The organism is Stenotrophomonas sp. EMP41 (assembly GCF_047495535.1).
Taxonomy (GTDB): Bacteria; Pseudomonadota; Gammaproteobacteria; order Xanthomonadales; family Xanthomonadaceae; genus Stenotrophomonas; species Stenotrophomonas sepilia.
This window is the reverse complement of record NZ_CP179923.1, coordinates 3,589,650-3,614,788: the sequence shown is the minus strand read 5'-3', so window position 1 is coordinate 3,614,788 and position 25,139 is coordinate 3,589,650. Positions and strand designations below refer to the sequence as shown.

The window sequence follows — 25,139 nt, the reverse complement described above, 5'->3', positions numbered from 1 at the left end:
TGGCAGCATGAGCACGCTAGTCTCCCTGCCCGGCGCCACCCCGGTTGCCGCGCCCGATTACCAGTCGCTGGAGCGCCCGCTGAACTTCACCGAGTCGGCGGCCGCCAAGGTCAAATCCCTGATCCAGGAAGAGGGCAACCCCGACCTGGCCCTGCGTGTGTACATCGAGGGAGGCGGCTGTTCGGGCTTCCAGTACGGGTTCGAGTTCGACGAGAACCGTGCCGAGGATGACCTGGCGGTACAGACCAGCGGGGTGACCCTGCTGGTCGACCCGCTGAGCCTGCAGTACCTGATGGGCGCGGAGGTGGATTACACCGAGAGCCTGACGGGTGCGCAGTTCGTGATCCGCAACCCGAACGCAAAGACCACCTGCGGCTGCGGCAGCAGTTTCAGCATGTAAGCAGGGCGCGGGGCCTGTGTCCCGCGCGACAAGGTGTGTGGAGCAAGCGGCACACCCACAGGCGGTTTCCGCGAAGCCTGCGGCTTGCCACCTGCATCGATTGGCGGCACGCTTGGCGGATGCCCAATACTCCTTCGCCGCTTTCCGGTTTCGCCTTCGTTGGCGAACCGTTGGAGCGCGCCGATGCCCTGCGCGAAGATGCCGATGCACTGGCACGCCTGTGGCCGGGCGCGCGCATCCTCGTGCTCGATCAGGACGGCAGTGCCTTCACCGGCGATGACGACCAGCCGCTGGCGCTGACCGGCGCCGACATCGGCGGTGGCCCGGGCGCCGCAGTTTTCCTGGGGCTGCGCGGTGATCAGGCATGGTTCTCGGTTGAAGCCACCAATGTCACCGTGAACGCGCCACGCCGACTCGATCTGCGCCAGGCTGCGTTGTTGTGGCCGATGGCCGATGCCACCGCTTTCAGCTATGCCCGTGGCATGTCCTACTGGCACTCGCGCACCCGCTTCTGCGGCGTATGCGGCGGCGCGGTGGCGTTTGCCCGTGGCGGCTTCGTCGGCCGTTGCGCGCAGTGTTCCACCGAACATTATCCGCGCGTCGATCCGGCGGTGATCGTCGCCGTGGAAAACCAGGGCCGGCTGCTGCTTGGCCGGCAGTCGAACTGGGCCCCGCGCCGTTACTCGGTGCTGGCCGGCTTCGTCGAACCCGGCGAGACCTTCGAGCAGACCGTGGTGCGCGAAGTCCATGAGGAGAGCAAGGTGCGGGTGACCGCCTGCCAGTACCTCGGTTCGCAGCCGTGGCCGTTCCCCGGCGCGCTGATGGTCGGCTTCCGTGCACAGGCGCATGACGACCTGCCGACCGTGGATGGCGAGCTGGAAGACGCGCGCTGGTTCAGTGCCGACGAGGTCGGCGCCGCGTTGGCGCGCGATGTGGAGGACGACGGCCAGGGCATCCGCCTGTCGCCACCGATCTCGATTTCGCGGGGCCTGATCGAACACTGGTACCGCCAGCAGCGAGGCTGAGTCGGCGTTTCGGCAGGGCCGGTCGTGGCAGCTGTATTGCCGCCACCTGAACACGGCCCGGGTTACAGTCCGGTTCACCCGCGAGGGCACCGCTGCGACAGGTAAGGTAGCGACGCCGAGCGTTCTGTTTCGTAGGGAGACCTGCCATGTTCACCACTCTGGCCGCCGTGCTGGTGGCGCTGGCCCTGGGCCACGTTGCCCCGGCCGCTGCCGCCTCGATGCGCCGTTTCGACGGCTTCCGGCGCTGGCTGGGCTGGCTGGACGCGCGTGGTGGCAAGGCCTGGCAGGGACCGGCTGGAGTGGCACTGGCGCTGCTGCCGCCGCTGCTGCTGATGGGGCTGCTGGCGTGGCTGCTGCGCGGAGTGCTGTTCGGCCTGCCGTCGCTGCTGCTGGGTGTGGCCGTGCTGGCCTGGTGCTGGGGGCCGCGCGACCTGGATCGTGATATTGAAGCGATCATTGATGCGGACGACGCCGCGACGCGGCAGGCCGCCGTGCGCAACCTGCAGGCCGCCGGTGGCAGCCTGCGCGAAGATGTGCCGTCGCTGGTCGAAGCGACCGTGCTCAATGCGCTGCGTCGCTGGTTCGCGGTGCTGTTCTGGTTCCTGCTGCTGGGCCCGGCCGGTGCGCTGGGCTACCGCTTGCTGGCGTTGATGGCGGAAAGCCCGATGCGTGCACGCGTGCCGGTGGAGCCGCTGGCGCTGGCGCAGCGCCTGCTGGGCTGGATCGAGTGGCCGGTAGCGCAGCTGATGGCGTTCTCGATGGCGCTGGTCGGCAACTTCGATACGGCGTGGAAGGCCTGGCGCCAGGCCCATGGCGAACGCTTGGCCGGCACCATCGGGTTCCTGGGCGCGGTGGCGCGGGCCAGCGTCAACGCCGAACTGCGCGAGGACGCGCACGATTACACCGAGGCGGGGCTGTTGCCGGTGTGGCAGCGGCTGCCGGACCTGCGTGATGCGATGAGCCTGGTGTGGCGGATGCTGCTGCTGTGGCTGGCGATCCTCGCGTTGCTGGTGATTGCAGGTTGGGTGACGTAGTTGTTTTGCAGGGCTTGCAGCCCTGCACCTGCAGAGGCCAAAGCCAAAGCCAGAGCCAAAGCCAAAGCCAGAGCCAAAGCCAGAGCCAAAGCCAAAGCGGCTCTGGATTGCTGAGGGTTGGGCGGGGCGGTGTGGGGCTGCAGGACACGCCGTAAACCCGTCCCTGGGGGCTCGATGGCGCCATCCATGGCGCCAACGGTCCTGCTGCCCCACACCGCCCCACCCCCGACAGTTTCCCGGTGACGGTGGGTCAACCGCGACTGCCGGTGGGTGTCCACCTTGGTCGACACGGTCGATCCACGCCATGCGTGGATACAGAGCGAAGCGATCCGCTTCCGCTTTTGATCTTCTCTTTCTTTTCCGTGGTGGACGCACACGGAAACTGTCCGTGGCCGGGCGGGATGGGTTTGCGGGGGTGTCCGCGGCATGGATGCCGCGGCCAAGCCTCCACGGACGGATTCACGGCGTCCCCCGCAAACCCATCCCGCCCGGCCAACCCCAGGGCTTCTGCCTTCAAACGCCGCCCACCACGAGGGGCTGCGCCGTTGGCTGGAAACTAGACCGGTGCCAACGCCGTGAACGGTGCCCACGGCAGGTTACGCAGCAGCGCATACCCGGGCAGTACCCAGAGCCAGAACGTGGGATTGGCCAGCACCCGCATCAGCGGGTCCAGCAGGCGCGGACGGATGCCGGCGACGTTCAGCAGCATCAGCAGGAGGAAGGGCAGGCTGATGACCAGCAGCGGGTTCATCGCCATCGCGCCGGGCAGGTCGAAATGGACCAGCGAATACAGGCAGCGGGTACTGCCACAGCCCGGGCAGTACAGGCCGGTCAGCGCGTACAGCGGGCAGCTCGGCAAGGGATTGCCGGCGACATACGGATTGACGTTGCGCAGCACCAGCGCGGCACCGGCGGCCAGGCCGGTGGCGGCCAGCAGCGGTGCCCAGCGGGCCAGTCGGGATCGGGTGGGCAGTGCGGACATGCAGCAACGGATCCGGCGCAGGCGCCGGATCCGTCCACGCGGATCAGTAGCCGCTGTTGCTCATCGCACCCATGCCGCCGAGAGCGACGATCAGGATGCCGTACAGCACGCCGACCACGACGGCGGCAATGGCCGACCAGATGGCCCACTTCTTGGCCTTGGCCGAGGATTCCTGGGCACCGGCGATGTCGCCAGCGGCCAGCTTGCCGTTGACCTGGGCGGCGTAGACGATCGACACGATGCCGGCCGGCAGGCAGCAGAACAGGGTGCTCAGGATGGCCCAGACCAGATTGTTCGGGACCTGCGGAGTGGCGGTATTCATGGGTTCAAGCTCCTTGATGGGTGGTGGTGGTGAATCATTGGTCGGAAAGAGCGCCCAGTACGGCCAAGCCGCCGAACAGCCCGAACCACAACAGCAACAGGACCGGCAGGGCCACGGCCGAAGCCACCGCCCACCAGCCCGCCTTGCGCGACGCGCTGTAGGCCCCCGGCAGGTCGCCGGCCGCGCGGCGGCCATCGACCTGGGAGGCATAGACGATCGACACCACGCCCAACGGCAGGCAGCAGAACAGCGTCGTCAGGATCGCCCAGACCAGATGGTTGGGGATGTAGACCGGACGGCTGAGCGGTGGCGGTTGATTCAAAGCAAGACTCCATTCCTTGGTGGCCGGCCATGGTGCATTGGCCGAACCTCCCCCCTGTGGGTGCGTAATCTACCTCAACCTGCGCTGCATGTATGCGTTTACAGTCAGATGGTGGAGTGTGTGGCCCGTGACTGGGCGCTATTTGACGGGCCTCTGCCATGAAACAGAGGCCGTCATTCCAAGGATTGGGGCTATCGCCTGGAAGGGCTACCGGCGGCCGCTGGGCCGATCAGGCGTGATCGCCACGCAGGGCCCGTACCTGCGCCTCCAGCACCGGGGCGCGGGTGGCGTGGCCATCGACGGCCGGTGCCGCCACGACCTCGACGGTAGCGCGGAAACGGCGCGGCACCCGCATGCGGCCGAGGCGGCTGTCGCGGCGACTCCACATGCTCGACCACATGCCGCGCAGGGCCATCGGCACCACCGGCACCGGCCGCCGCTCGAGGATCTTCTCGACGCCGGACTTGAACGGCGCCATCTCCCCGTCGCGGGTCAGCGCACCCTCGGGGAAGATGCAGACCAGTTCGCCTTCGGCCAGCGCAGCGTCGATCTCGTCGAACGCGCGCTGCATCAGTGCCGGGTCTTCGCGAGCACCGGCGATCGGGATTGCCTTGGCGGTCCGGAAGATCCAGCGCATTACCGGGATGTTGAAGATCCTGTAGTACATGACGAAGCGCACCGGGCGCGGAATCGTCGCCGACAGGATCAGCGCGTCCATGTAGCTGACGTGGTTGCAGACCAGCAGTGCGGCGCCTTCGTCGGGCACGTTGGCCTCGATGCCGTGCGGGCGCAGCCGGTACAGGGTGCGCACCATCAGCCAGCTGAGGAAGCGCATCAGGAATTCGGGGACGATGGTGAAGATGTAGATCGCCACCAGCGCGTTGGCGATGGCCAGCGCCAGGAACTGCTGCGGAATGGTCCAGTGCAGCAGCTTGTGCGCGGCCAGCGACAGCAACGCCGCAGCGACGATGAAGCCCGAGTTCTGGATGTTGAGTGCGGCGAACACGCGCGACATCTGCGCCTTCGGCGTGCGGCTCTGGATCAGTGCGAACAGTGGCACCACGAAGATGCCGGTGAACAGGCCGATGCCGACCAGGTCGATGACGATGCGGATGCTGCCGGGCTGCTGCAGGAACGGCGCGATGGTCAGTCCGTGCACCGTCGCTTCGCCGCTGCGGGCGAAGTACAGGTCGAGCAGGAACGCGGTCATGCCGAACGCGCCCAGCGGTACCAGGCCGATTTCCACCGTACGGGCTGACAGCTTCTCGCACAGCAGCGAGCCGACGCCGGTGCCCACCGAGAACAGGGCCAGCGCGAAGATGTACAGGGTCGGCTGGCCGCCCAGGTTGGTCACCGCGTAGGCCGGCAACTGCGAGGTCAGCACGGTGCCAACGAACCAGAACCAGGACACGCCCAGGATCGAGTTGCGCACGGCCTTCTGCTGGCGCGCCATGCGCAGTACCGCCAGCGATTCCGGCAACGGGTTCCAGTTGATCTTCAGGTTCGGATCGCCGGCATCGACCCTGGGAATCAGGCGCGCGGCGATGTTGCCGCAGATCGCCAGGGCGATGATCGCGCACGCAGCCACCACCGTGCCGTGGCTGCCGGCCACGGTGAACACCAGGCCGCCGACGATCATGCCGGAGAGGATCGACATCGAGGTCCCCATCTCGACCAGGCCGTTGCCGCCGGTCAGTTCCTCGGGCCTGAGCACCGACGGCAGCACCGAATACTTCACCGGGCCGAACAGGGTCGATTGCATGCCGGTGCAGAACAGGGCGACCAGCAACACCGGCAGGCTCTGGGTGAGGAAACCGGCGGCCGCCAGCGACATGATCACGATCTCCATGGTGGTGGTGATCACGATCAGCCGCGATTTTTCCAGCTTGTCGGCGATCTGCCCGGCCAGTGCCGAGAACAGGAAGTACGGCAGGATGAAGATGGCTGGTGCCAACGTGGCGTACAGCCCGAGTTCCTCCTCTGGCACGGCCATGAACAGCAACATGCTGATGATCGCTTGCCGGTACACGTTGTCGTTGAACGCACCGAGCGCCTGTACGACGAAGAACGGCAGGAAACGGCGCTGGCGCAGCAGGGCAAACTGGTTGTGACCGGACATGGAACCTCCTTGACCGGCGCAGCCTAGCATTCCTGCCCATCCGCTGTGGGTGCGGACCTGTGGGTGCGGACCGTTGGTCCGCACACCTGCCAGCACCCTCAGACGATATCGTCGACCACGCCGCCGTCCACGCGCAGCGCTGCCCCGGAAGTCGCCGAGGCCTGTGGCGAGGCCAGGTACACCACCATGTTGGCCACTTCCTCGACCGTAGCGGTGCGCTGGATCACCGAAGACGGCCGATGCGCCATCACGAACTCGCGGCCGATCTGCTCCAGTGGCTTGCCGCTGCGCCGGCGTTCATCCTCGAACATCGCCGCGAAGCCGTCGGACAGGGTCGGGCCAGGCAGCACCGCGTTGACGGTGACGCCGCTGCCGGCCACGCGCTTGGCCAGGCCGCGCGACAGTGACAGCTGCGCGGTTTTGCTGACCCCGTAATGGATCATGTCGGCCGGGATGTTGCGCGCCGATTCGGACGAGATGAACAGCACGCGGCCCCAGCCGGCATCGACCATCGCTGGCAGCAGCGCACGCGACAGGCGTACGCCGGACATCACGTTGGTCTGCCAGTAGCGCTCCCAGGTGGCGTCATCGGTCTGGAAGAAATCCTCTGGGCCGAAGATGCCGGCGTTGTTGACCAGGATGTCGATCTTCGGCAACCCAGCCAGCAGCGTATCGACACCGGCCGCATCGGAGAGGTCGGCGGCGATACCGAGTACGTCGGCTCCCGGCACGGCCGCGAGCAGGTGCCGGCGGGCGCGCTCGACGCTGTCGGTGCTGCGGCCATTGAGAACGACCCGCGCACCAGCGCTGGCCAGGCCCTGGGCGATGGCCAGGCCGATGCCGGCGGTGGAGGCGGTCACCAGCGCGGTGCGGCCGCTGAGTTCGATTTTCATGGTGATGATCCGGGGCGGGAGCTGCCCAGTATCCGCGTGGCGGCGTGATCGAACTGCATCGCCAGGTGCAACGCGCCGTTGCACGCAGCGCAGCAGATCCACGCCGTGCGTGGATGGGACGCCCGATCAGCGATGAGGGATCAGGTCAGGTTGGTCACCGCCTCATTGGCCGCTGCACGCACCTTCGGCAGCATGCGCAGTACCAGCGCCATCTGGGTACGGATCAACTGCAGTTTCGGCGGCATCGCCTCGTCGATCTGCTCCAGCTCGGCGGCCACCGCGCGGTCGGCGTCGTTGTCATCTTCCGCGACGGGTTGCCGCGCGGTCAGCGCCGTCGCCAGCTGCTGAAGTGCCTTGCGCACGCGATCGCCCGCGGCCAGCGCCAGTGGATCGCCAGCGTAGCTGTCCACCTGGTCGCGGTGCGCACCCAGCGCCGACAGATGCCCCAGCAGCGTGTTGGACAGCGCCAGGAAGCGGAAGCCGGCATCCAGGTTGCGGCGCACGTGGCCGGGTTCGCGCAGCATGTTCGACAACGCGGTGGACAGCGCGGCGTCGGCGTTGTGCATGTCGCGGCGGGCGATGCGGTAGGCCAGGTCGTCGCGCATGCCGCTGCGGTACTGGCCCAGCACCGAATCCAGGTAGCGAGCCGCAGTGTCCAGCACGCGTGCCAGGACGAGATGCAGCTGGCGCCCCTGCCAGTCAGGCAGGATCAGGAATGCTGCCGCCGCTGCGATCGCGCAGCCCAACACCGTATCGACCATGCGCGGCACGATCAGCACGAAGCCATCGCCGATCAGGTTGAAGCAGGTCAGCGCCATCACGGTAATCGCGCCTGATGCCACCAGGTAGCGGTCGGTGCGGGTGAAGAAGAACAACAGTGCCGACAGCAGTGCGATCAGCAGCTGTACGTGCAGCTGCGGGAACAGCTGCAGCAGCGCCCAGGTCAGCACCAGTCCGGCGACGGTGCCGACGATGCGCTGTGCAAGGCGCTGGCGGGTGGCGCCGAAGTTGGGCCGGCACACGAACACGATGGTCAGCAGTACCCATGAACCATTCTGCGCATTGAACAGCCGGATCGCTGCAAAGCCGGCGATCAGCGCCAGTGCCATGCGCAAGCCATGGCGGAACAGCACCGAGCCGGGCGTGAGCTGCTGGCGGATGCGCACGCCCATCTCGCGCAGGGTATGCGGGTTGCTGTCGCGCAGGCGGGTGTCGACGTTGTCCAGGCTGGCTTCGGAACGTTCGGCATCCAGCAGGCGGCGCTCGATGCTGCGCAGGTTGTGAACCAGCAGGTCCAGCGAGCCGAGCAGGCGCTGCCACTGCGGGCGCTGCTGGTCACGCAGGTAGGCCAGCGCGTCGGCCAGGTCGCGCCCGGCCTGCTGGTTGCTTTCGCCGTATACGAACGGACGACGCAGCCGGATCGCCTCGCCCAGGCGGGCACAGGCCTGGCCCTGCAGGTCGAGCAGGCGCTGGCAGCGGTAAAGCACATCGCTGTGGAAGAAGGCGTCCACCAGCGCGCCATACGGGTAGTGCGAGGAACTGGCGCGCTCGTGGAAATCCTGCGCCATGTAGTACAGGCGCAGGTACAGGCCGGAGTTCACCCCGGGCCGGCCGGAGCGGCCGAAGCGGGCCAGGATCGCTGTCTTGGCCTCGTTCAGTGCACCCACCACACGGCGGTTCTGTTCGGCCAGGTCGAGCTGGCGACGTTGCAGGTCGGCTTCGCGCACCGGCTCGAACAGCGCAGCCTTCAGCTGCAGGTAGCGGCCCAATTCAAGGTACAGCCGCGCCACGCGTTCGCGCACCGGCCGGTTGGCGAACAACGCGGTCCACAGGATCGACAACAGCCCGTACCAGACCGCACCGGCCAGCAGATGGCTGACCGCTTCCAGTGCGCTGTGCAGGTCGCTGGCACCATGTTGTTCCAGGCCGATCATCGTGTAGATCGCCAGCGTCACCGTGGCCTGGGCAATCGATGCGTAGCGCTCGCCGAGCGCGCCAAGCAGGGTCAGACCGAAGGTGGACAGTGCCAGCGCGCCGATGAAGATCCACGGCCACGGGAACAGCCAGATCACCGAAGCCGCCGCAATGCAGAAGCACAACAGGGACAACACCACGGCCTTGGTCCGGCCCCACCAGTTGTCGTCGGTTTCTGCGATGGCGCTTGCGATGATGCCGAGGAACACGCCGGGCAGGGCGGTCAGCGCCTCGAACTGCCAGCACACGGCCACGGCCGCGGTCAGCGCGATGAACACGCGCAGGCCGTAGCTGGCCTTTTCGTGGGCCCACAGGCGGCTGAGGCGGGAGTGGCGGGCGGACATGCAGGCTCGGTGGAAGGGTCTTCCACCATTATTGCGGGCTGCGCGTGAAATATGGAGTGCGGACCAACGATCCGCACCCACGGTGGTGCCGGGCCTTACATGTCGAATCGCACGCTCACAGCGAACGTGCGTGGCAGGCCTGTGCCGGCGTTGGACCAGTACTTCCGGTTGGCCAGGTTCTCGACACTGGCGCGCACGGTCACCGGATGACCGGAGGCGAGCAGGCGGTAGCCGATGCCTGCATTGACCAGCGTGTAGTCGGGCAGCTTCAGGGTGTTGTCGGCGTCGTACCAGACATCGCCGTAATAGCGCACCGCGGCGTAGGACTCCAGCCCATCCACCCACGGCAGCTGGTAGGTGGCGTGCACGACCCCACTCCAGCGCGCTGCACCGGCGGTACGGTTGCCTTCCTGTGCGACGCTGGCCGGGGACAGCCTGTCGTAGGTCGGGTCAAGCCAGGTGACGCCTCCGCCAACCGTGAGGACATCGCTGAGGTGCAGGTCGGCACTGGCTTCGATGCCTTCGTACAGCGTGATGCCGTCCTGCACCAGGCGCTTGCCGGCCGGTGTGAGTTCATCGATATTTGCGCCACGCTCCAGCCGGAACGCCGCCACGTTCGCATTCCAGCGCGCGGCCTCGGCCTTCGCGCCGATCTCGTACTGCTTGCTGAGGGTCGGGTCGAGCACATCACCGGCGTTGACGTAGTTGTTGCCTACGCGGCTGCCCGCTTCCAGCGATTCGATGTAGCTGGCGTAGAGGGTGACCGCCTCGCTGGGCTTGAACATCACGGCATAGGTCGGTGTGACCGGATAGGTGTGGTAGCGGCCCTTGGTCTCGTAATCGTTGTAGCGCCAGCCCGCCAGCACCGACCAGCCGCTGCCGAGATCGACGGTATCGCTTGCGAACACGGCCTGCTGCACGGTCTCGTCGCCGCGGGTCATCACCCGTGAACCGACGGCGTCATGGCGGATGGCATGGCGCTGGTACAGGTTGGCGCGGCCGATCAGGCTCCATTCGTAGGGACGGTCCCAGCCCAGCCCGGTCTGGTGACTGATGCCTGCCACCACCTGATGCTGCAGCGGACCGGTGTGGAAGCTGCCCTGCAGCATCGCCTGCGCCAGCTTCCACTCGCTCTTGCCACCCAGTTCATAGACGTTGACGTCATAGTCGCCATTGGGCGAATCGATGTAGGCGAAGATCTTGTTGACGTCATTCCACGAGGTGGTGACGCCATAACTCAGGCTGGTTTTCCAGTCGCTGTTGATCTGCCAGTCCAAGCGGGTCGACAACAGGCTGGAACGAGTGTCGTAGTAGGTGCCGGGTACACTGTTGCCGGAATTCCCGGCGATCGGTCGTGGCAACGAGGTCAGTCCGCGGAAGTAGTACTGCGGCGATTCCTCGCGCAGGTCGCGTGACTGGAACACGCCGTCGAAGGTCCAGATCAGTGCGTCGTTCAGGCGCGCGTCCAGCGACAGTGCGCCCACCTTTCGATCGACGTGGCCACCGTTGAAGGTTTCGCCCTTTTCCCGGTAGGCGTTGAAACGATAACCGAACATCTGCTCGTTGCCGAAGCGGCCGCCGACGTCCATCCCGCCGCTGACGATGCCCTGCTCGCGCCAGCCCAGCTGGGCGGAGAAGGTGGGCGTGTCGGTCGGCTTCTTGGTGATGTAGTTGACGATGCCACCGGGGGCACCGAAACCGTAAAGGAATCCGCCCGGGCCTTTCAGCAGATCGACCTGTTCCATCACTTCCAGCGGCCACTCGGTACCCCACGAGGAGACCTGCAGGCCATTGACCCGATAGCTGTCGAAGTTCAGGTCGATGCCACGGTTGCGGATCGGCGAACTCCAGCCACTGGCATAGGCGCTGACCTGGGTGGTGACCGAAGGGTCGAGCAGGAACGCTTCGCCCAGCGAGACCACTTGGCGCTGCTCGATCTGCTCGCGGCCCACGGCGGTGATCGCAAACGGGGTATCACGCAGCACGCGATCACCAAGGGCGCCGGTATCGGCGTGGGTGCGTTCGGCGGTGACCTTCACCGCATCCAGATCGGTGGCACTGCGGTTCCGATTGGTGCGCTCGGGTACGGACTGGGCATGCGCGGCACAGGCCAGTGACAGGGAAACGGCAAGCAGGGCCGGGCGGCAGAGCGGGTGCAGGAGCATGGTTCAGTCATCCTCGGCGAACGGCCACGCGCCATCCGCCCGCATGGGGGGAAAGGTTGATGGCTGGGATCACGCAGGCTTGCCGGAGAGGGCAGCGGGGCGCCGCGAAGGGGCGCAGGACCATGGCTGGAGAGGAATTGTTCTCTTTTCGTTACAGCACGTCAAACCCGGAGGCGTGCGGACCAACGGTCCGCACCCACCCTCCGTGCCCGTGGTAGTGCCGGCCGCTGGCCGGCAGATTCGCAGTACCGAGAACTAGATCCACGCCATGCGTGGATGGGCTCTACTACGCCCGCTGTGCGCGCTTGAGCAGCCTCGCTTCGCGTCTGCGCGCGCGGCGGGCGCGCCAGCGCTCGGCCAGGCAGGAGAAGATCACGTACAGCGCCGGCGTACTGAGCAGGGTCAGGCTCTGCGAGAACAGCAGGCCGCCGATCATCGCGATGCCCAGCGGGCGGCGCAGCTCGGACCCTTCACCCAGGCCGATGGCCAGCGGCACTGCCGCCAGGATCGCGACCATCGTGGTCATCATGATCGGGCGGAAGCGCACGATGCTGGCCTCGCGTGCGGCATCGCGCGGCGCCAGCCCATGCTCGCGCTGCGCCACCAGTGCGAAGTCGATCATCATGATCGCGTTCTTCTTGACGATGCCGATCAGCAGCACCAGCGCGATCATCGAGATCACCGACAGCTCGGTGTTGGTGCCGAACAGGGCCAGCAGCGCACCGACACCCGCCGCCGGCAGCGTGGACAGGATGGTGACCGGGTGGATCAGGCTCTCGTAGAGCATGCCCAGTACCAGGTACACGGTCAGGATTGCGGCGAACACCAGGATCAGCATGTCGCTGGGATCGGAGTTGAAGCCGAAGCCCGCATCGTCGGCCAGGCGGATGTCGCCGGGCATGCGCATGCCGGCCACGGTCGCGTCGATGATCGCCTTGGCCTCGCCCATGCTCACGTTGGGAGCCAGGTTGTAGCTGAGGTCCATCGTCGTGTACTGGTTCTCGTGGGTGATCTGCGATGGGGCCAGGCCAGGCATCTGCGTGGCCACTGCGGTGATCGGCACCATGTCGCCGTTGCGCGCACGCACGTAGACCTCATCCAGCGCCGCCGGGGTGGCGGTCTGCGAGGGCAGGGCATTGACCACCACGCTGTACTGGTTGATGTCCGAATAGATGGTGGAGATCTGGCGCTGGCCGAACGCCCCGTACAGCGCGCCGTCGATGGCGCCCACCGTGATGCCCAGGCGCGCGGCCTTTGCACGGTCGATCTGGATGTTCTGGCGCAGGCCGGCATTGTCCACGTCGGTGCCGACGTCGCGCAGCTTCGGGTTCTTCTTCAGTTCCGCCTGCAGCTTGGGCAGCCATTCCTGCAGTGCGGCCAGGTCGTTGCCCTGCAGGGAAATGCGGTACTGCGCGCCCTGGCTGGAACCGCCGCCATCGTTGCTGGGCAGGTCCTGGATCGCGCGCAGGCGCAGCTGCAGGTCGGGATAGCGATCGGCCTTGGCGCTGAGTCGCGCCAGCGCATGTGCGGTGGTTTCGCGGCGGCCGTCGCTGCGTGATTTCAGCTCGATGTTGAACTGTGCACTGGAGCCCTGGCGGCCGCTGCCCAGGCGTACACCCACCGTCTTCACCGCCGGGTCGGCCATCAGCATGTCGGTGATGCGGCGCTGGCGCGCGACCATGTCCTCGAACGACACGGTGGCGCTGGAGTTGGCGCGGCCCCAGATCAGGCCGGTGTCCTGTGGCGGGAACGCACCCTTCTTCACCGCCCCGAACAGGAAGATGGTGACGCCGATCAGGATCAGCGGCGTCAGCGACAACAGCAGCGCGTGGCGCAGCGAGAAGTCGAGGAACACGGTGTAGATGCGCAGCATGCGCTCGTGGCCGGCGTCCAGCCAGCGGCCGAAACGCGATGGCGGCGCGCTGTGGTCGTGCGCACTGAGGAAGCGGCTGCACAGCGCCGGGGTCAACGTCAGCGAGACGATCATCGAGACCACGATGGCCGCCACCAGGGTGACGGTGAACTCGCGGAAGAACGCACCCATCATGCCGCTGGCGAACAGCAGCGGGATGAACACCGCCACCAGCGAGGCGGTGATCGAGACGATGGTGAAGCCGATCTCGCGCGCACCGGTCAACGCCGCCTGCATGCGCGGCATGCCCTCGTCGAGGTGGCGCATGATGTTCTCGATCACCACGATCGCATCGTCGACCACGAAGCCGATCGCGATCACCAGCGCCAGCAGGCTCAGGTTGTTCAGGGTGAAGCCCATCACGTACATCACCAGCGCGGCGCCGGCCAGCGACAGTGGCACGGTCACCGCCGCGATCAGGGTCGGGGCCAGCCGGCGCAGGAACAGCGCCATGGTCAGCACCACCATCGCCAGGCTGATCAGCAGGGTGATCTGCACTTCATGCAGTGACGAACGGATGGTCGGCGTACGGTCGAAGTACGGCGTCAGCGTGGTGCCCGGCTGCAGGTAGTCGCGCAGGGTGGGGATCTGCGCCTTGACCCGGTCCACGGTCTCCACGATGTTGGCGCCGGCACGGGTGAACACGTACATCACCACCGCCGGCTTGTGGTCGAACCAGGCCGCCTGGTAGGCATCCTGCTGGCCGTCGTAGACGTTGGCGATGTCCTTCAGCCGGATCACCCGGCCGTCGCCCTGGGTCTTGACCACCAGGTCGGCGAAGTCGGCGGCGCGTGCCACCGAGTCGTTGGCGATGATCGCGGTGGTGGTGTTGCCATCGCTGAGGAAGCCGGTGGGCGAGGTCACGTTGGCCGCGCGCACCGCGTTGCGCAGGTCATCGGCGGTCAGGCCCAGCGCGTTCATCAGGCGCAGGTTGACGTCCACGCGCACCGCCGGCGTCGACGCGCCAGCGATGTCGACCGAGGCGACGCCGCTGATCTGGCGGATGCGCTGCGCCAGCAGCGAGTCGGCCACGTTGTAGAGCTCGTCGGCCGACTGCGTCTGCGAGGTCAGCGCGATGGCGATCACCGGGTCGTCGTTCGGGTTCGCTTTCTGGTACATCGGCGAGCCCATGCCCGAGGGCAGGTCGGCCTGTGCCGAGTTGATCGCCGTCTGTACATCCAGTGCCGCCGAATCGATGTTGTGGCCGCTCTGGAAGATCATGAACACCAGCGAGCTGCCTTCCGAGCTCGACGAGCGCATGCGGTCGATGCCCGGCAGCTGGCCGAGGTGGCGTTCCAGCGGCGCGGTGACCGTCGAGGCCATGGTCGCCGCGTCGGCGCCGGACTGGCTGGCATGCACGAAGATCACCGGGATCTCGATGTTCGGCAGCGCCGATACGCCCAGGCGCAGGTAGCAGATCAGGCCGACCATGAACAGGCCGATGGCCAGCAGTGCGGTGCCGATCGGGCGGCGGATGAAGGGACCGGACAGGTTCATCGTGCGGCCGCCCACGGCAGCGGGGCGTGGATCATGCCTGCGGCTCCTGCAGCGAACCATCGCGCAGCGCACGCTGCTCGCGGCGGCGTGCCAGCCACTCCGAGAAACGTTCCATGTACAGGTAGATCACCGGCGTTGTGTACAGCGTCACCAGCTGCGACAGCAACAGGCCACCGACGATGGCGATGCCCAGCGGGCGGCGCAGTTCCGAACCGATGCCGGTGCCCAGCGCCAGCGGCAGTGCGCCGAGCATGGCTGCGGCGGTGGTCATCATGATCGGGCGGAAGCGCAGCAGGCAGGCACGGCGGATCGCCTCGTGCGCGTTGGCACCGGCGCGACGCGCCTCGATCGCGAAGTCCACCATCATGATGCCGTTCTTCTTGACGATGCCGATCAGCAGCACGATGCCGACGATGCCATCCACCGACAGGCTCAGCCCGCACAGCATCAGCGCCAGCAGCGCGCCGACGCCGGCCGGCGGCAGCGTGGAGATGATCGTGATCGGGTGGATGTAGCTCTCGTAGAGCACGCCCAGCACGATGTAGATCACCACCAGCGAGGCCAGCAGCAGCCACACCACGTCGGTCTGGCTGCCGGTGAACTCGGCGGCCTTGCCGATGAACTCGGCATGCAGGTGGGCGGGCATGTCCAGGCTGTCCTTGGTCTCCTGGATCGCTCGCACCGCTTCGGACAGCGAATAGCCCGGCGCCACGTTGAACGACACGGTCACCGCAGGCAGCTGCTGCTGGTGGCTGACCACCAGCGGTGCGCTGCTGACCTTGCCTTCGGCCAGCGCCGACAGCGGAATGATGTTGCCGGCGCCGACGGTGATGCCGGTGTTCTGCGCGCCGATGCCGGTGGCGGTGGACGAGTTGGAGGAGGTGACCTGGCCGAAGCTGGTGGCATTGGTGCCGGTCAATGCGCCGGCGCCGTTGGAGGCGACCGCCAGCTGTTCCATCAGCGCGGTGCTGGTGCGGAACTCCGGTGCCACTTCCAGCACCACGCGATACTGGTTGAGCTCGGTGAAGATGGTCGAGATCTGGCGCTGGCCGAACGCATCGTAGAGCGTGTCGTCGATGGTCTGCATCGGCACGCCCAGCACGCTGGCCTTGTCGCGGTCGATGTTCAGCTCCAGGGCGCGGCCCTGGTTGGACAGGTTGTTGTCGACGTCGGCCAGTTCCGGGCGCTTGCGCAGCGCTTCGGTCAGGCGCGTGGCCTGGGTCGCCACCGTCGCCGAATCCACGTCCGACAGCGAGTACTGGTACTCGGTGGCGGCCACGCGGGTATCCAGGGTCACGTCCTGCACCGGTTTCAGGTACAGCGCCACGCCCGGAATGCCGGCCACCGCCTTCTGCAGGCGCGGCAGGATCTCCTCCAGCCCATCGCGCTGGCTGCGCTCCTTCAGCACGATCGACAGCTGGCCCTGGTTGAGCGTGGGGTTCATGCTGCCGGCGCCGATGAAGGCCGACACGCCGGTCACGTCCGGATCCTGGCGCAGTGCTTCGGCCACCTGCCTGGTGCGCTGCTCCATCTGCGGGAAGGCGATGTTCTGGTCGGCCTGCACCACGCCGGTGATCAGGCCGGTGTCCTGTTCGGGCAGCAGGCCCTTGGGGATCAGCACGTACAGCAGCACGGTCAGCACCAGCGCGCCACCGGCCACGGCCAGGGTCAGGCGCTGGTGGCCCAGCACCCAGTCCAGGCTGTGCTCGTAGAGGCCGACGGTGCGCGTCCACAGGTTCTGCTTGCCGGCCGCCGCCGCGCGCTCATGCGCGTCCTCGCCCTCGGGCAGGGCATCGGGCTTGAGCAGGTAGGCACACATCATCGGGGTCAGCGTCAGCGAGATCAGCATCGACAGCACCACGGCGATGCTCAGCACCCACGCGAACTCGTGGAACAGGCGGCCGGTGACGCCGGGCATCAGCAGCAGCGGCAGGAACACCGCCACCAGCGAAACCGTCAGCGACAGCACGGTGAAGCCGATCTGGCGCGCGCCGATCTCGGCCGCCTCCTTGCCACTCTTGCCCTGCTCGATGTAGCGCACGATGTTCTCGATCATCACGATCGCATCGTCGACCACGAAGCCGGTGGCCACCACCAGCGCCATCAGCGACAGGTTGTCCAGCGACATGCCGGCGAAGGCCATCACCGCGAAGGTGCCGGCCAGCGACAAAGGCACTGCCACCGACGGGATGATCGTGGCCCACAGGCGGCGCAGGAACACGAAGATCACCGCCACCACCAGGCCGATGGTGAGGATCAGGGTGAACTGCACCTCATGCACCGAGGCGCGGATGGTCTCGGTGCGGTCGTTGAAGATTTCCAGGTGCACGTCGGCCGGCAGCACGCCCTGCAGCTGCGGCAGGAGCGCGCGGATGCGCTCGACGGTCTGCACGATGTTGGCGCCCGGCTGGCGGCGCACTTCCAGCAGCACCGCCGGCTTGCCATCGGCCCAGGCGGCCAACTGGTCGTTCTCCACGCCATCGACCACCTCGGCCACGTCCGACAGCCGCACCGGGCGGCCGTTCTTGTAGCTGATGATGGTGTCGCGGTACTCGGCGGCGCTGGCCAGCTGGTCGTTGGTGCCGATGCTGTAGGACTGGGTCTTGCCGTTCAACGAACCCTTCGGCGCGTTGACGTTGGCCTGGGTCAGCGCGCTGCGCAGCTGTTCCAGGGTCAGCCCCATGTTCGACAGCTGCGCCGGATTGACCTGGATGCGCACGGCGGGCCGCACGTTGCCGGCAATCGAGACCAGGCCGACGCCCTGCACCTGCGACAGGCGCTGGGCCAGGATCGAGTCGGCGTAGTTGTTGACGTCACGCAGCGGACGCGTGTCAGAGGTCAGCTTCAGGGTGACGATGGCCGCGTCGGCCGGATTCACCCGGTTGTACACCGGCTGGTAGGGCAGCGATGAGGGCAGGGTGGCCTGGCGGATCGCCGCCTGCACGTCCTGCGCGGCGATGTCGATGTCGCGGTCCATCGAGAACTGCAGGATGATCGTCGACAACCCGGCCGACGAATCCGACGTCATCAGTTCCAGCCCGGAGATCTGCCCGAACTGGCGCTCCAGCGGCGTGGTGACCAGCGAGGCCATGGTGGTGGCGTTGGCGCCGGGGTACTGGGTGGTCACCACCAGGCTGGGCGCATCGATTTCCGGCAGCGCCGACACCGGCAGCTTGCGGTAACCGAGGATGCCCAGCAGCAACAGGCCCGCCATCAACAGCGAGGTAGCGATCGGGCGGCGGATGAAGATCGTCGAAAAGCCCACGGACGGATCCTTGCTGTCACTTCAATGTCGGCGCCGGCAGGTCCGCCGGCGCGAGGGAGAACCGTGGCCTGCGCTCAGCGCGGGCCACCACCGCGACGGCCACCGCCGCCACCGTTCTTCTGCTCGGCCGCCTTCAGCTCGGCCTCGGTCGGCGCGGCCGGGGTCTCGCCCGGCTTCAGCGCGGTGACCTTGCTGCCCGGCTTCAGGCGGAACTGGCCTTCGCTGACCACCCGCTCGCCGCCCTTCAGGCCTTCGGCGATCTGCACCTGGCTGTCGCCCACTTCCACGCCGCTGCGCACGGTCTGCATCTTCACCGTGTTGTCGCCCTGCACGACATAGACGTACTCGCCGTCCGGGCCACGCAGCACCGCCTGGGTCGGAATGACCACGCCGCCGCCGATGGTGCGCAGCTGCATGCGCACGTTGACGAACTGGCCCGGCCACAGGCCGTTGTCGGTGTTGTCGAACACGGCGCGCGCCTTGAACGTGCCGCTGTCGGCACTGATCAGGTTGTCGACCACATCGAGCTTGCCGTCTGCGGACAGCACGTGCGAATCGGCGCGGTCCAGCGCCGCCACCGGTACCGTGCCGGCGGCCTGCGCCTGGCGCACATCGCCGAGCTGGCGCTCGGGCAGGTTGAACAGTACGTGGATCGGATGGATCTGGGTGAGCGTGACCAGCGCGGTGCCGGCGCTGACCACGTTGCCCGCGTCGACTGCACGGATGCCGGCGATGCCGGAGATCGGTGCGGTGACCCGGGTGTACTGCAGCTGCACCTGCGCCGAGCGCATGCTGGCCTCGTTGGCGGCCACGGCGCTTTCGTACTGTGCCACTTGGTTTCGCTGTGTATCCAGATCGGTCTTGGCGACGTACTGGCGATACTCCGGCGCGTTCGAGCGCTGGTAGTTGGAGCGCGCGGTGGCGAGCAGGGCCTCGTTCTGGCGCTTGGCTGCCGCGGCCTGGTCGTAGCTGGCCTGGGCGGTGCGCGGATCGATCACCGCCAGCACATCACCCTGCTTCACTTCCTGGCCTTCACGGAAATTCAGGCTCATCAGCTGGCCGCCGACCTGCGGGCTGACGGTAACAGTGTTCATCGCGGTCACCGTACCCAGCGCGCTGGCATACACCGGCACGTCCTGGCGCGTGGCCTCCACCACGGTCACCGGCACTGGACCGGCATTCGGATCTTCGCCGCCCTGGCGCGCGCCCGCAGCAGGTTTTCCCGCCTTGTCCTTGCCCCCGCCGATGACGCGCAGGCCGACCACGGCCAGCACCAGCACCGCCACGACCAGCAGCACGATCTTCCAAACACGTGACATTACGAGGACTCCGAGAGGGCTGGACCGGACGGGACGCCGGGACAATGCGCAAAGCATACCTGTGCCACATCACGTTTCCTGCATGACGGATGGGACGGGCGCTAAGACCGGATGCGGCGCCGGAGGTTCCCGTGGCGCCGGTGTTGCCCTACATTCAGCTGGAACCCTCTTGCTGTGGAGATTGCGATGCGCCGTTCGCTGCTGCTGTCCGCCCTGCTGCTGGCCATGCCGGCGCTTGCCCATGCCCAGGACGGGCAACGCCCGGAAGTGACCGCCGCCGCGCAGCGGCTGCAGGCCCGGGTGGTCGAATGGCGTCGTGACTTCCACCAGCACCCGGAGCTGTCCAACCGCGAGGCGCGCACCTCGGCCGAGGTCGCCAAGCGCCTGCGTGCGATGGGCCTGAAGCCGAAGACCGGCATCGCCCACCACGGCGTGGTGGCGATCATCGAGGGCGGCAGGCCGGGCCCGAAGATCGCACTGCGTGCGGACATGGACGCGTTGCCGGTGACCGAGCAGACCGGCCTGCCGTTCGCCTCCAGGGCCACCGACCAGTACCGCGGGCAGACCGTGGGCGTGATGCATGCCTGTGGGCACGACGCGCATACCGCCACCCTGCTCGGCGTGGCCGAAGCGCTGGTGTCAATGAAGAAGGACCTGCCGGGCCAGGTGATGCTGATCTTCCAGCCGGCCGAGGAAGGCGCGCCGCCGCCGGAAGAGGGCGGTGCCGCACTGATGCTGAAGGAAGGGCTGTTTGCCGACTTCAAGCCGGAGGCAGTGTTCGGCCTGCATGTGTTCTCCAGCGTGCAGGCCGGCCAGATCGCTGTGCGCGGCGGCCCATTGATGGCCGCCTCGGATCGCTTCGGGATCAAGGTGATCGGTCGCCAGACGCATGGCTCGGCACCGTGGAACGGTGTTGATCCGATCGTCGCCACCGCCGACCTGGTGGGGACCGCGCAGACCATCGTCAGCCGCCGCGCCAACCTGTCCAAGCAGCCGGCCGTGCTGACCTTCGGCGCGATCAACGGCGGCATCCGCTACAACATCATTCCCGATGAAGTGGAGATGGTCGGTACCATCCGCACCTTCGACGAAGGCATGCGCCAGCAGATCTTCGCCGACCTGCGCAACGTGGCCGAGCACACGGCCGCCGCGCACGGTGCGAAGGCGGTGACCGACATCTACGAATCGGAGGGCAATCCGGCCACGGTGAACGACCCGGCGCTGACCGCGAAGATGCTGCCGAGCCTGCAGGCGGTGGTGGGCAAGGACAATGTGTACGAGCCGCCGCTGCAGATGGGCGCGGAGGATTTCTCGCTGTACGCGAAGGAAGTGCCGGGCATGTTCTTCTTCGTCGGGTCCACCAGCGTGGGCATCGACCCGGCGACGGCGCCGGCCAACCATTCGCCGAAGTTCCTGCTGGATGAGAAGGCGCTGGATGTGGGCTTGCGTGCGCTGCTGCAGGTGAGCCTGGATTACCTGCACGGTGCCGGTACTCCGGCGGGGTAAGGGTTACCGGCAGGGCTTGCAGCCCTGGGTACGCGACATCGCATGCGCGCTGTCGCTCCCACAGTTCGCTGCGCGAACGGTGGGCCCCCCTTACCAGCTTCCAGACCCCTGCCGCTTCGCGGCCGCCCCCTGACTCGGGGGGCTTTCCTCCAGACCCGATCCCGTGGCTTGCCGGTAAATCCACGCCATGCGTGGATGGCAGACATCGAAAATGTCCGAAGGATCGGATTTTGATTTTCTGATCTTTCCCGTGGTGGATCGGCGGCAGAAATCTGTCGGGGGGGCCGGGCGGGTGGGGCTGGCGGGGTATCCGCGCCATGGATGGCGCGGCTAAGCCTCCAGGGACGGATTCACGGCGTCCCCGCCAGCCCCATCCGCCCGGCCCACTTCCGGGAATCCAGGCTTTCGACGACCCAACACCCCACCACGGAGGGGCTCCGCCGTTGGCCGGCCCGGCCGAAGGCCCGGTCTCCGCGCGATACAATGACCTCCATGAACACCCCACAGGATTCCAGCCTCGGTCGCGAGGTCAGTTACCCGTCGCAGTACGATCCCGGCCTGCTGTTCCCGATCCCCCGCAGCGGTGCCCGCGCCGAGATCGGCCTCGATGACGCCGCGCTGCCATTCGTCGGCCACGACCGCTGGCACGCCTTCGAGCTGAGCTGGCTCGACCCGCGTGGCAAGCCGCAGGTCGCCGTCGCCACCGTCCAGGTGCCATGCACTTCGCCGCGTTTGATCGAATCGAAGTCGTTCAAGCTGTACCTCAACTCCCTCAACAGCACCCGCATCGACAGCGCCGAGGCGCTGCGCGCGCGCATCGTGGCGGATCTGTCGGCCTGTGCCGGTGCGCCGGTCCAGGTGGAGTTCGGCCTGCCGGAGCTGCGCGAGACGCCGCTCGGCGAATCCATCGACGGGCTGGACGTGGAGATCGACTGCTACGGCCCGCCGCAGGCGGACTTCCTCGCCGCCGATGCGGGCGAGGTGGTGGAGGAGACCCTGGTCTCGGCGCTGCTGAAGTCCAACTGCCCGGTCACCGGCCAGCCGGACTGGGCCACGGTCAGCCTGCGTTATCGCGGGCCGAAGATCGATCGCGCCGGCCTGCTGCGCTATCTGGTCAGCTACCGCGAGCATGCCGAGTTCCACGAGCAGTGCGTTGAGCGGATCTTCAGCGAGGTGTCCGCGCGCTGCCGGCCGCACTGGCTGGAGGTCGAGGCCCGCTACACCCGCCGCGGTGGCCTGGACATCAATCCCTGGCGTGCCAGCCGGGGCATCGCCGCCCCGGCCGCGACCTACCGCGAGCTGCGGCAGTAACCGCCGCAGGCGGTTACCCGTTGTGCCGGGCCATGCCCGGCGCGCGCCGGCCAGCGGCCGGCACTACCATGGTTCGCAGGCGGTTACCCGTTGTGCCGGCCGCTGGCCGGCAATCGGCCAAGGCCGGATCCCCTGGCACAGCCGGCCAGCGGCCGGCACTACCGGGCGTCCATTCCCCCGATTGTTCAGTCGCCCCCGGGGGCGGCTTCACATCTGCACCATCCCCATTTAACAACCTCCATGGCACCGTGCCAATCACGTAGTCATGCAGACGGGAGTTGTGGATGAGTACCGAGAAGAAAGCCGATTTCTCCGGCGTCAGCAGCAGCGTCGACAGTACCGCCGAACAGGCACCGAAGGCGGATTTTTCCGGCGTCAGCGCCTCGGTGGACAGTAGCGCCGACGTTGTCAGCGGCGGCACCTACACCGTGCAGAAGGGGGACTCGCTGTCGAAGATCGCCAAGCAGCATCTGGGCGACGCCAATGCCTGGAAGAAGATCTTCGAAGCCAACCGCGATGTGCTTGATGACCCGGACAAGATCTTCCCGGGCCAGACCCTGAAACTGCCGCCGAAGTAAGCCGGCGATCGAACGCCATCCGACAATCCCTGGGAGGAACCCCGAATGATCAAGACCACCCCGCTCCAGACCGCCCTGATCGCCGCCCTGCTGGGCAGCGTCGCCCTGGTCGGTTGCAAGAAGAAAGAAGAGTCGACCGACACCAATGCCGCTCCGGCAGCGACTGCTCCGGCCGAACCGGCAGCACCGGCCCCGATGACCGGCGCGCCGCCGCCGATGGCCGAAGCCGCTGCTGTCAGCGTCTCGTCGGTCACGGTCGGCAAGACCGCAGCCGCCGACAAGTCGGTTGCGACGACGGCTCTGTTCGCGCCGAAGGACGACATCATCGTCTCGGTCAAGACCGACGGTGCTGCCAACAACGTCACCGTTGGCGCGAAGCTGACTTACCAGGACGGCCAGGTGGCCGGCGAACAGAATGCCACGCTGAACACCAGCGGTGCGGAAACCACCAACGTCACCTTCAAGAATGCAAAGGGCTGGCCGGCCGGCAAGTACCGCGCCGAAGTCACCGTCGATGGCAAGGCGGCCGGAACGCCGCAGGAGTTCGAGGTCAAGTAAGTCCAGCCGACTCTCTCCCGGCAGGGCTCACGATGGACGCAGCCGCGAGGCTGCGTCCTTTTTTGTTGGGCGATACCCGATCGAGGGGGTCTCGGGTACGCTGAACGGAATATGGAAGCGTGGGAGGGATGGGATGCTCAACTGGATTGTTCTCACGCTGGCAATGGCGTCGACGGACGGTGAAGTAGTCACCTATGTTCATACGGATGCACTCGGGAGTCCGGTGGCTATTACGGACTCAAACGGGAAGGTGATCGAGAGATTCACATACGAGCCTTATGGCTCTGTCGTTGGAATCGCCGCGGCAGATGGTCCTGGTTACTCAGGCCATGTGTTTGATTCCACGACAGGTCTCAATTACATGCAGCAACGATATTACTCTCCCGAAATAGGTGCCTTTCTCAGTGTAGATCCCGTCGCTGCCTATGGTGGGAGGTCTTCCCTCTTCAACAGGTACCGATACGCCAATAGCAGTCCTTACAACTTTGTCGATCCGGACGGCAGAGTTCCTGTAGTTACGCGGATGAAGGACGGTTCGGTGAAAATCAGCTTCCCTACAAAGTTTTCAGGGGATGGTGCGACACCCAAGAACATAGCGACCTTCAAAGAGCAGGTGGCGTCAATGTCAGGAACCTATGATATTGGCGGGAAGGAGACGCGCGTGACGGTCGAGGTCACTGACATTGAAAGAAGTACCCCGCGGGCCGCCCGTAATGAGATAAAGCTTGTCAGCGGGGAAACCTCCCACCGCAGCGGACGGAGTTTTGCGGAGTTGGGCGGAAAGAAGGGCGAGATCAATGTCCTGGATAGATTTGACAAGGGTGTTGTTCCTCATGAAGTGTCACATCTTGGCGGCGTGGATGATCTCTATGACAAGACAACGGGGCTGCCCAATCCTGCACGCGGCGACGGAATCATGAATAGGGTTCCCGGTGTGGTTGACAGCCATGCCATCGGTGGAATTGTGGATGGCGATTCGGCAGTCCAGAGACGGGAGCGTTGAGATGCTTGCACGCATTTTGGTTTTCTTCGCTTTCTTATTCCCGCTCACTTCGTGGGCCCAGGAATCTAGCCTGTGGAGCTACAGTTGCGACCACTTCCTATACGGCGCCTGTGTGCGGCTGCCGACAGGCATGTCCGTGACCTACGAGGCACCTGTTGACTTTGGTCTGCACCGCATCAGGCGTGATGGTAGGGAAGTCGCCTTGATCTACGAGGGCGATGCCCCCGAAAAGCCTGTGCCAGGAAGCACGCCGGATCTGCGCATCACGGATGGCGGATATGTCGTGTCGGGGTATGCAAGGGCGGAAGGACCTTCCACCCGGTACGACGTCTACGTTCGACCCGGATCATCTGGTGCCGGTTCGCTGCACATCCGAGGCTCTGCAGCGACGGCTGATGAACTCGCCAGCCTGGCCGCCGTCGTTGGGGGATTCCGAATCTGCAACTTCCAGCAAAGCAAGCGCTCGCAGACATTGATCTGTCCAAGGCGTGCCGAGTGGGGGCAGCGATTGTCGGAGTGGGTCATGCGTGCCTCAACGAGCGAGAAGTCGAATTAGCCATCAAGCCTCAGCTTCCTGACCGGAAGCGAGCCAACGACGAAACACAGCGGT

At 66.5% G+C, this 25,139-nt stretch carries 19 protein-coding genes; 9 read left to right on the top strand and 10 right to left on the bottom strand.

What is annotated here, in order from left to right; genetic code table 11:
- Positions 1 to 7: 7 nt before the first annotated feature.
- From erpA to ampE, 3 genes are all read left to right on the top strand, one after another.
- Complete coding sequence (gene erpA / locus ACMGRF_RS16575) at positions 8 to 400, top strand: iron-sulfur cluster insertion protein ErpA (protein ID WP_005419789.1); 393 nt, start codon at positions 8 to 10, stop codon at positions 398 to 400.
- A gap of 119 nt (positions 401 to 519) precedes the next feature.
- Entirely contained in the window at positions 520 to 1,425 is a 906-nt protein-coding gene (gene nudC / locus ACMGRF_RS16570; RefSeq protein WP_049415385.1) for an NAD(+) diphosphatase, read from the top strand.
- Between the two features lie 146 nt (positions 1,426 to 1,571).
- Complete coding sequence (gene ampE, locus ACMGRF_RS16565; protein ID WP_049415384.1) at positions 1,572 to 2,459, top strand: regulatory signaling modulator protein AmpE; 888 nt, start codon at positions 1,572 to 1,574, stop codon at positions 2,457 to 2,459.
- A 556-nt stretch (positions 2,460 to 3,015) separates the two neighbouring features.
- On the opposite strand, the gene ACMGRF_RS16560 is transcribed toward ampE, so the two are convergent.
- The 10 genes from ACMGRF_RS16560 to ACMGRF_RS16515 form a co-directional block, all read right to left on the bottom strand.
- Positions 3,016 to 3,441 (bottom strand): DUF2752 domain-containing protein, encoded by a 426-nt coding sequence (locus ACMGRF_RS16560; protein WP_005419786.1) that lies wholly within the window; start codon positions 3,439 to 3,441, stop codon positions 3,016 to 3,018.
- A gap of 43 nt (positions 3,442 to 3,484) precedes the next feature.
- Positions 3,485 to 3,763 carry a CD225/dispanin family protein gene (locus ACMGRF_RS16555; protein ID WP_005419785.1) on the bottom strand — a complete coding sequence of 93 codons (279 nt, stop codon included), beginning with the start codon at positions 3,761 to 3,763 and terminating at the stop codon, positions 3,485 to 3,487.
- Positions 3,764 to 3,797: 34 nt separating this feature from the next.
- Positions 3,798 to 4,085: a CD225/dispanin family protein gene (locus ACMGRF_RS16550; protein ID WP_005419784.1), complete on the bottom strand. Its 288-nt coding sequence runs from the start codon at positions 4,083 to 4,085 to the stop codon at positions 3,798 to 3,800.
- Positions 4,086 to 4,314: 229 nt separating this feature from the next.
- Positions 4,315 to 6,204, bottom strand: coding sequence for an MFS transporter (locus ACMGRF_RS16545; protein WP_049410662.1), 1,890 nt, complete (start codon positions 6,202 to 6,204; stop codon positions 4,315 to 4,317).
- A 98-nt stretch (positions 6,205 to 6,302) separates the two neighbouring features.
- Entirely contained in the window at positions 6,303 to 7,097 is a 795-nt protein-coding gene (locus ACMGRF_RS16540) for an SDR family NAD(P)-dependent oxidoreductase (RefSeq protein WP_049439061.1), read from the bottom strand.
- A gap of 140 nt (positions 7,098 to 7,237) precedes the next feature.
- Entirely contained in the window at positions 7,238 to 9,415 is a 2,178-nt protein-coding gene (gene yccS, locus ACMGRF_RS16535) for a YccS family putative transporter (protein ID WP_049439062.1), read from the bottom strand.
- Between the two features lie 95 nt (positions 9,416 to 9,510).
- Positions 9,511 to 11,580: a TonB-dependent siderophore receptor gene (locus tag ACMGRF_RS16530; RefSeq protein ID WP_049410672.1), complete on the bottom strand. Its 2,070-nt coding sequence runs from the start codon at positions 11,578 to 11,580 to the stop codon at positions 9,511 to 9,513.
- Positions 11,581 to 11,866: 286 nt separating this feature from the next.
- Entirely contained in the window at positions 11,867 to 14,989 is a 3,123-nt protein-coding gene (locus tag ACMGRF_RS16525; protein WP_049410673.1) for an efflux RND transporter permease subunit, read from the bottom strand.
- A gap of 31 nt (positions 14,990 to 15,020) precedes the next feature.
- Positions 15,021 to 18,254 carry an efflux RND transporter permease subunit gene (locus tag ACMGRF_RS16520; protein WP_111097353.1) on the bottom strand — a complete coding sequence of 1,078 codons (3,234 nt, stop codon included), beginning with the start codon at positions 18,252 to 18,254 and terminating at the stop codon, positions 15,021 to 15,023.
- A 74-nt stretch (positions 18,255 to 18,328) separates the two neighbouring features.
- The gene (locus ACMGRF_RS16515; protein ID WP_049410679.1) at positions 18,329 to 19,573 is read right to left on the bottom strand and encodes an efflux RND transporter periplasmic adaptor subunit; all 1,245 of its coding nucleotides are present in this window, start codon (positions 19,571 to 19,573) and stop codon (positions 18,329 to 18,331) included.
- 186 nt (positions 19,574 to 19,759) lie between these two features.
- Here ACMGRF_RS16515 and ACMGRF_RS16510 point away from each other — a divergent pair, with 186 nt between their 5' ends.
- The 6 genes from ACMGRF_RS16510 (at position 19,760) to ACMGRF_RS16485 (ending at position 25,085) form a co-directional block, all read left to right on the top strand.
- The gene (locus ACMGRF_RS16510; RefSeq protein WP_049410704.1) at positions 19,760 to 21,079 is read left to right on the top strand and encodes a M20 family metallopeptidase; all 1,320 of its coding nucleotides are present in this window, start codon (positions 19,760 to 19,762) and stop codon (positions 21,077 to 21,079) included.
- A gap of 492 nt (positions 21,080 to 21,571) precedes the next feature.
- On the top strand, positions 21,572 to 22,390 hold the full coding sequence (gene queF / locus ACMGRF_RS16505) for an NADPH-dependent 7-cyano-7-deazaguanine reductase QueF (RefSeq protein ID WP_049410682.1): 819 nt from the start codon (positions 21,572 to 21,574) through the stop codon (positions 22,388 to 22,390).
- Positions 22,391 to 22,674: 284 nt separating this feature from the next.
- Positions 22,675 to 22,968, top strand: coding sequence for a LysM peptidoglycan-binding domain-containing protein (locus tag ACMGRF_RS16500; protein ID WP_414485392.1), 294 nt, complete (start codon positions 22,675 to 22,677; stop codon positions 22,966 to 22,968).
- A 45-nt stretch (positions 22,969 to 23,013) separates the two neighbouring features.
- Positions 23,014 to 23,526 (top strand): hypothetical protein, encoded by a 513-nt coding sequence (locus tag ACMGRF_RS16495; RefSeq protein WP_049410689.1) that lies wholly within the window; start codon positions 23,014 to 23,016, stop codon positions 23,524 to 23,526.
- Positions 23,527 to 23,659: 133 nt separating this feature from the next.
- Positions 23,660 to 24,529 carry an RHS repeat-associated core domain-containing protein gene (locus tag ACMGRF_RS16490; RefSeq protein ID WP_414485391.1) on the top strand — a complete coding sequence of 290 codons (870 nt, stop codon included), beginning with the start codon at positions 23,660 to 23,662 and terminating at the stop codon, positions 24,527 to 24,529.
- A 1-nt stretch (position 24,530) separates the two neighbouring features.
- Positions 24,531 to 25,085 carry a hypothetical protein gene (locus ACMGRF_RS16485; RefSeq protein ID WP_238378521.1) on the top strand — a complete coding sequence of 185 codons (555 nt, stop codon included), beginning with the start codon at positions 24,531 to 24,533 and terminating at the stop codon, positions 25,083 to 25,085.
- Positions 25,086 to 25,139: the final 54 nt, after the last annotated feature.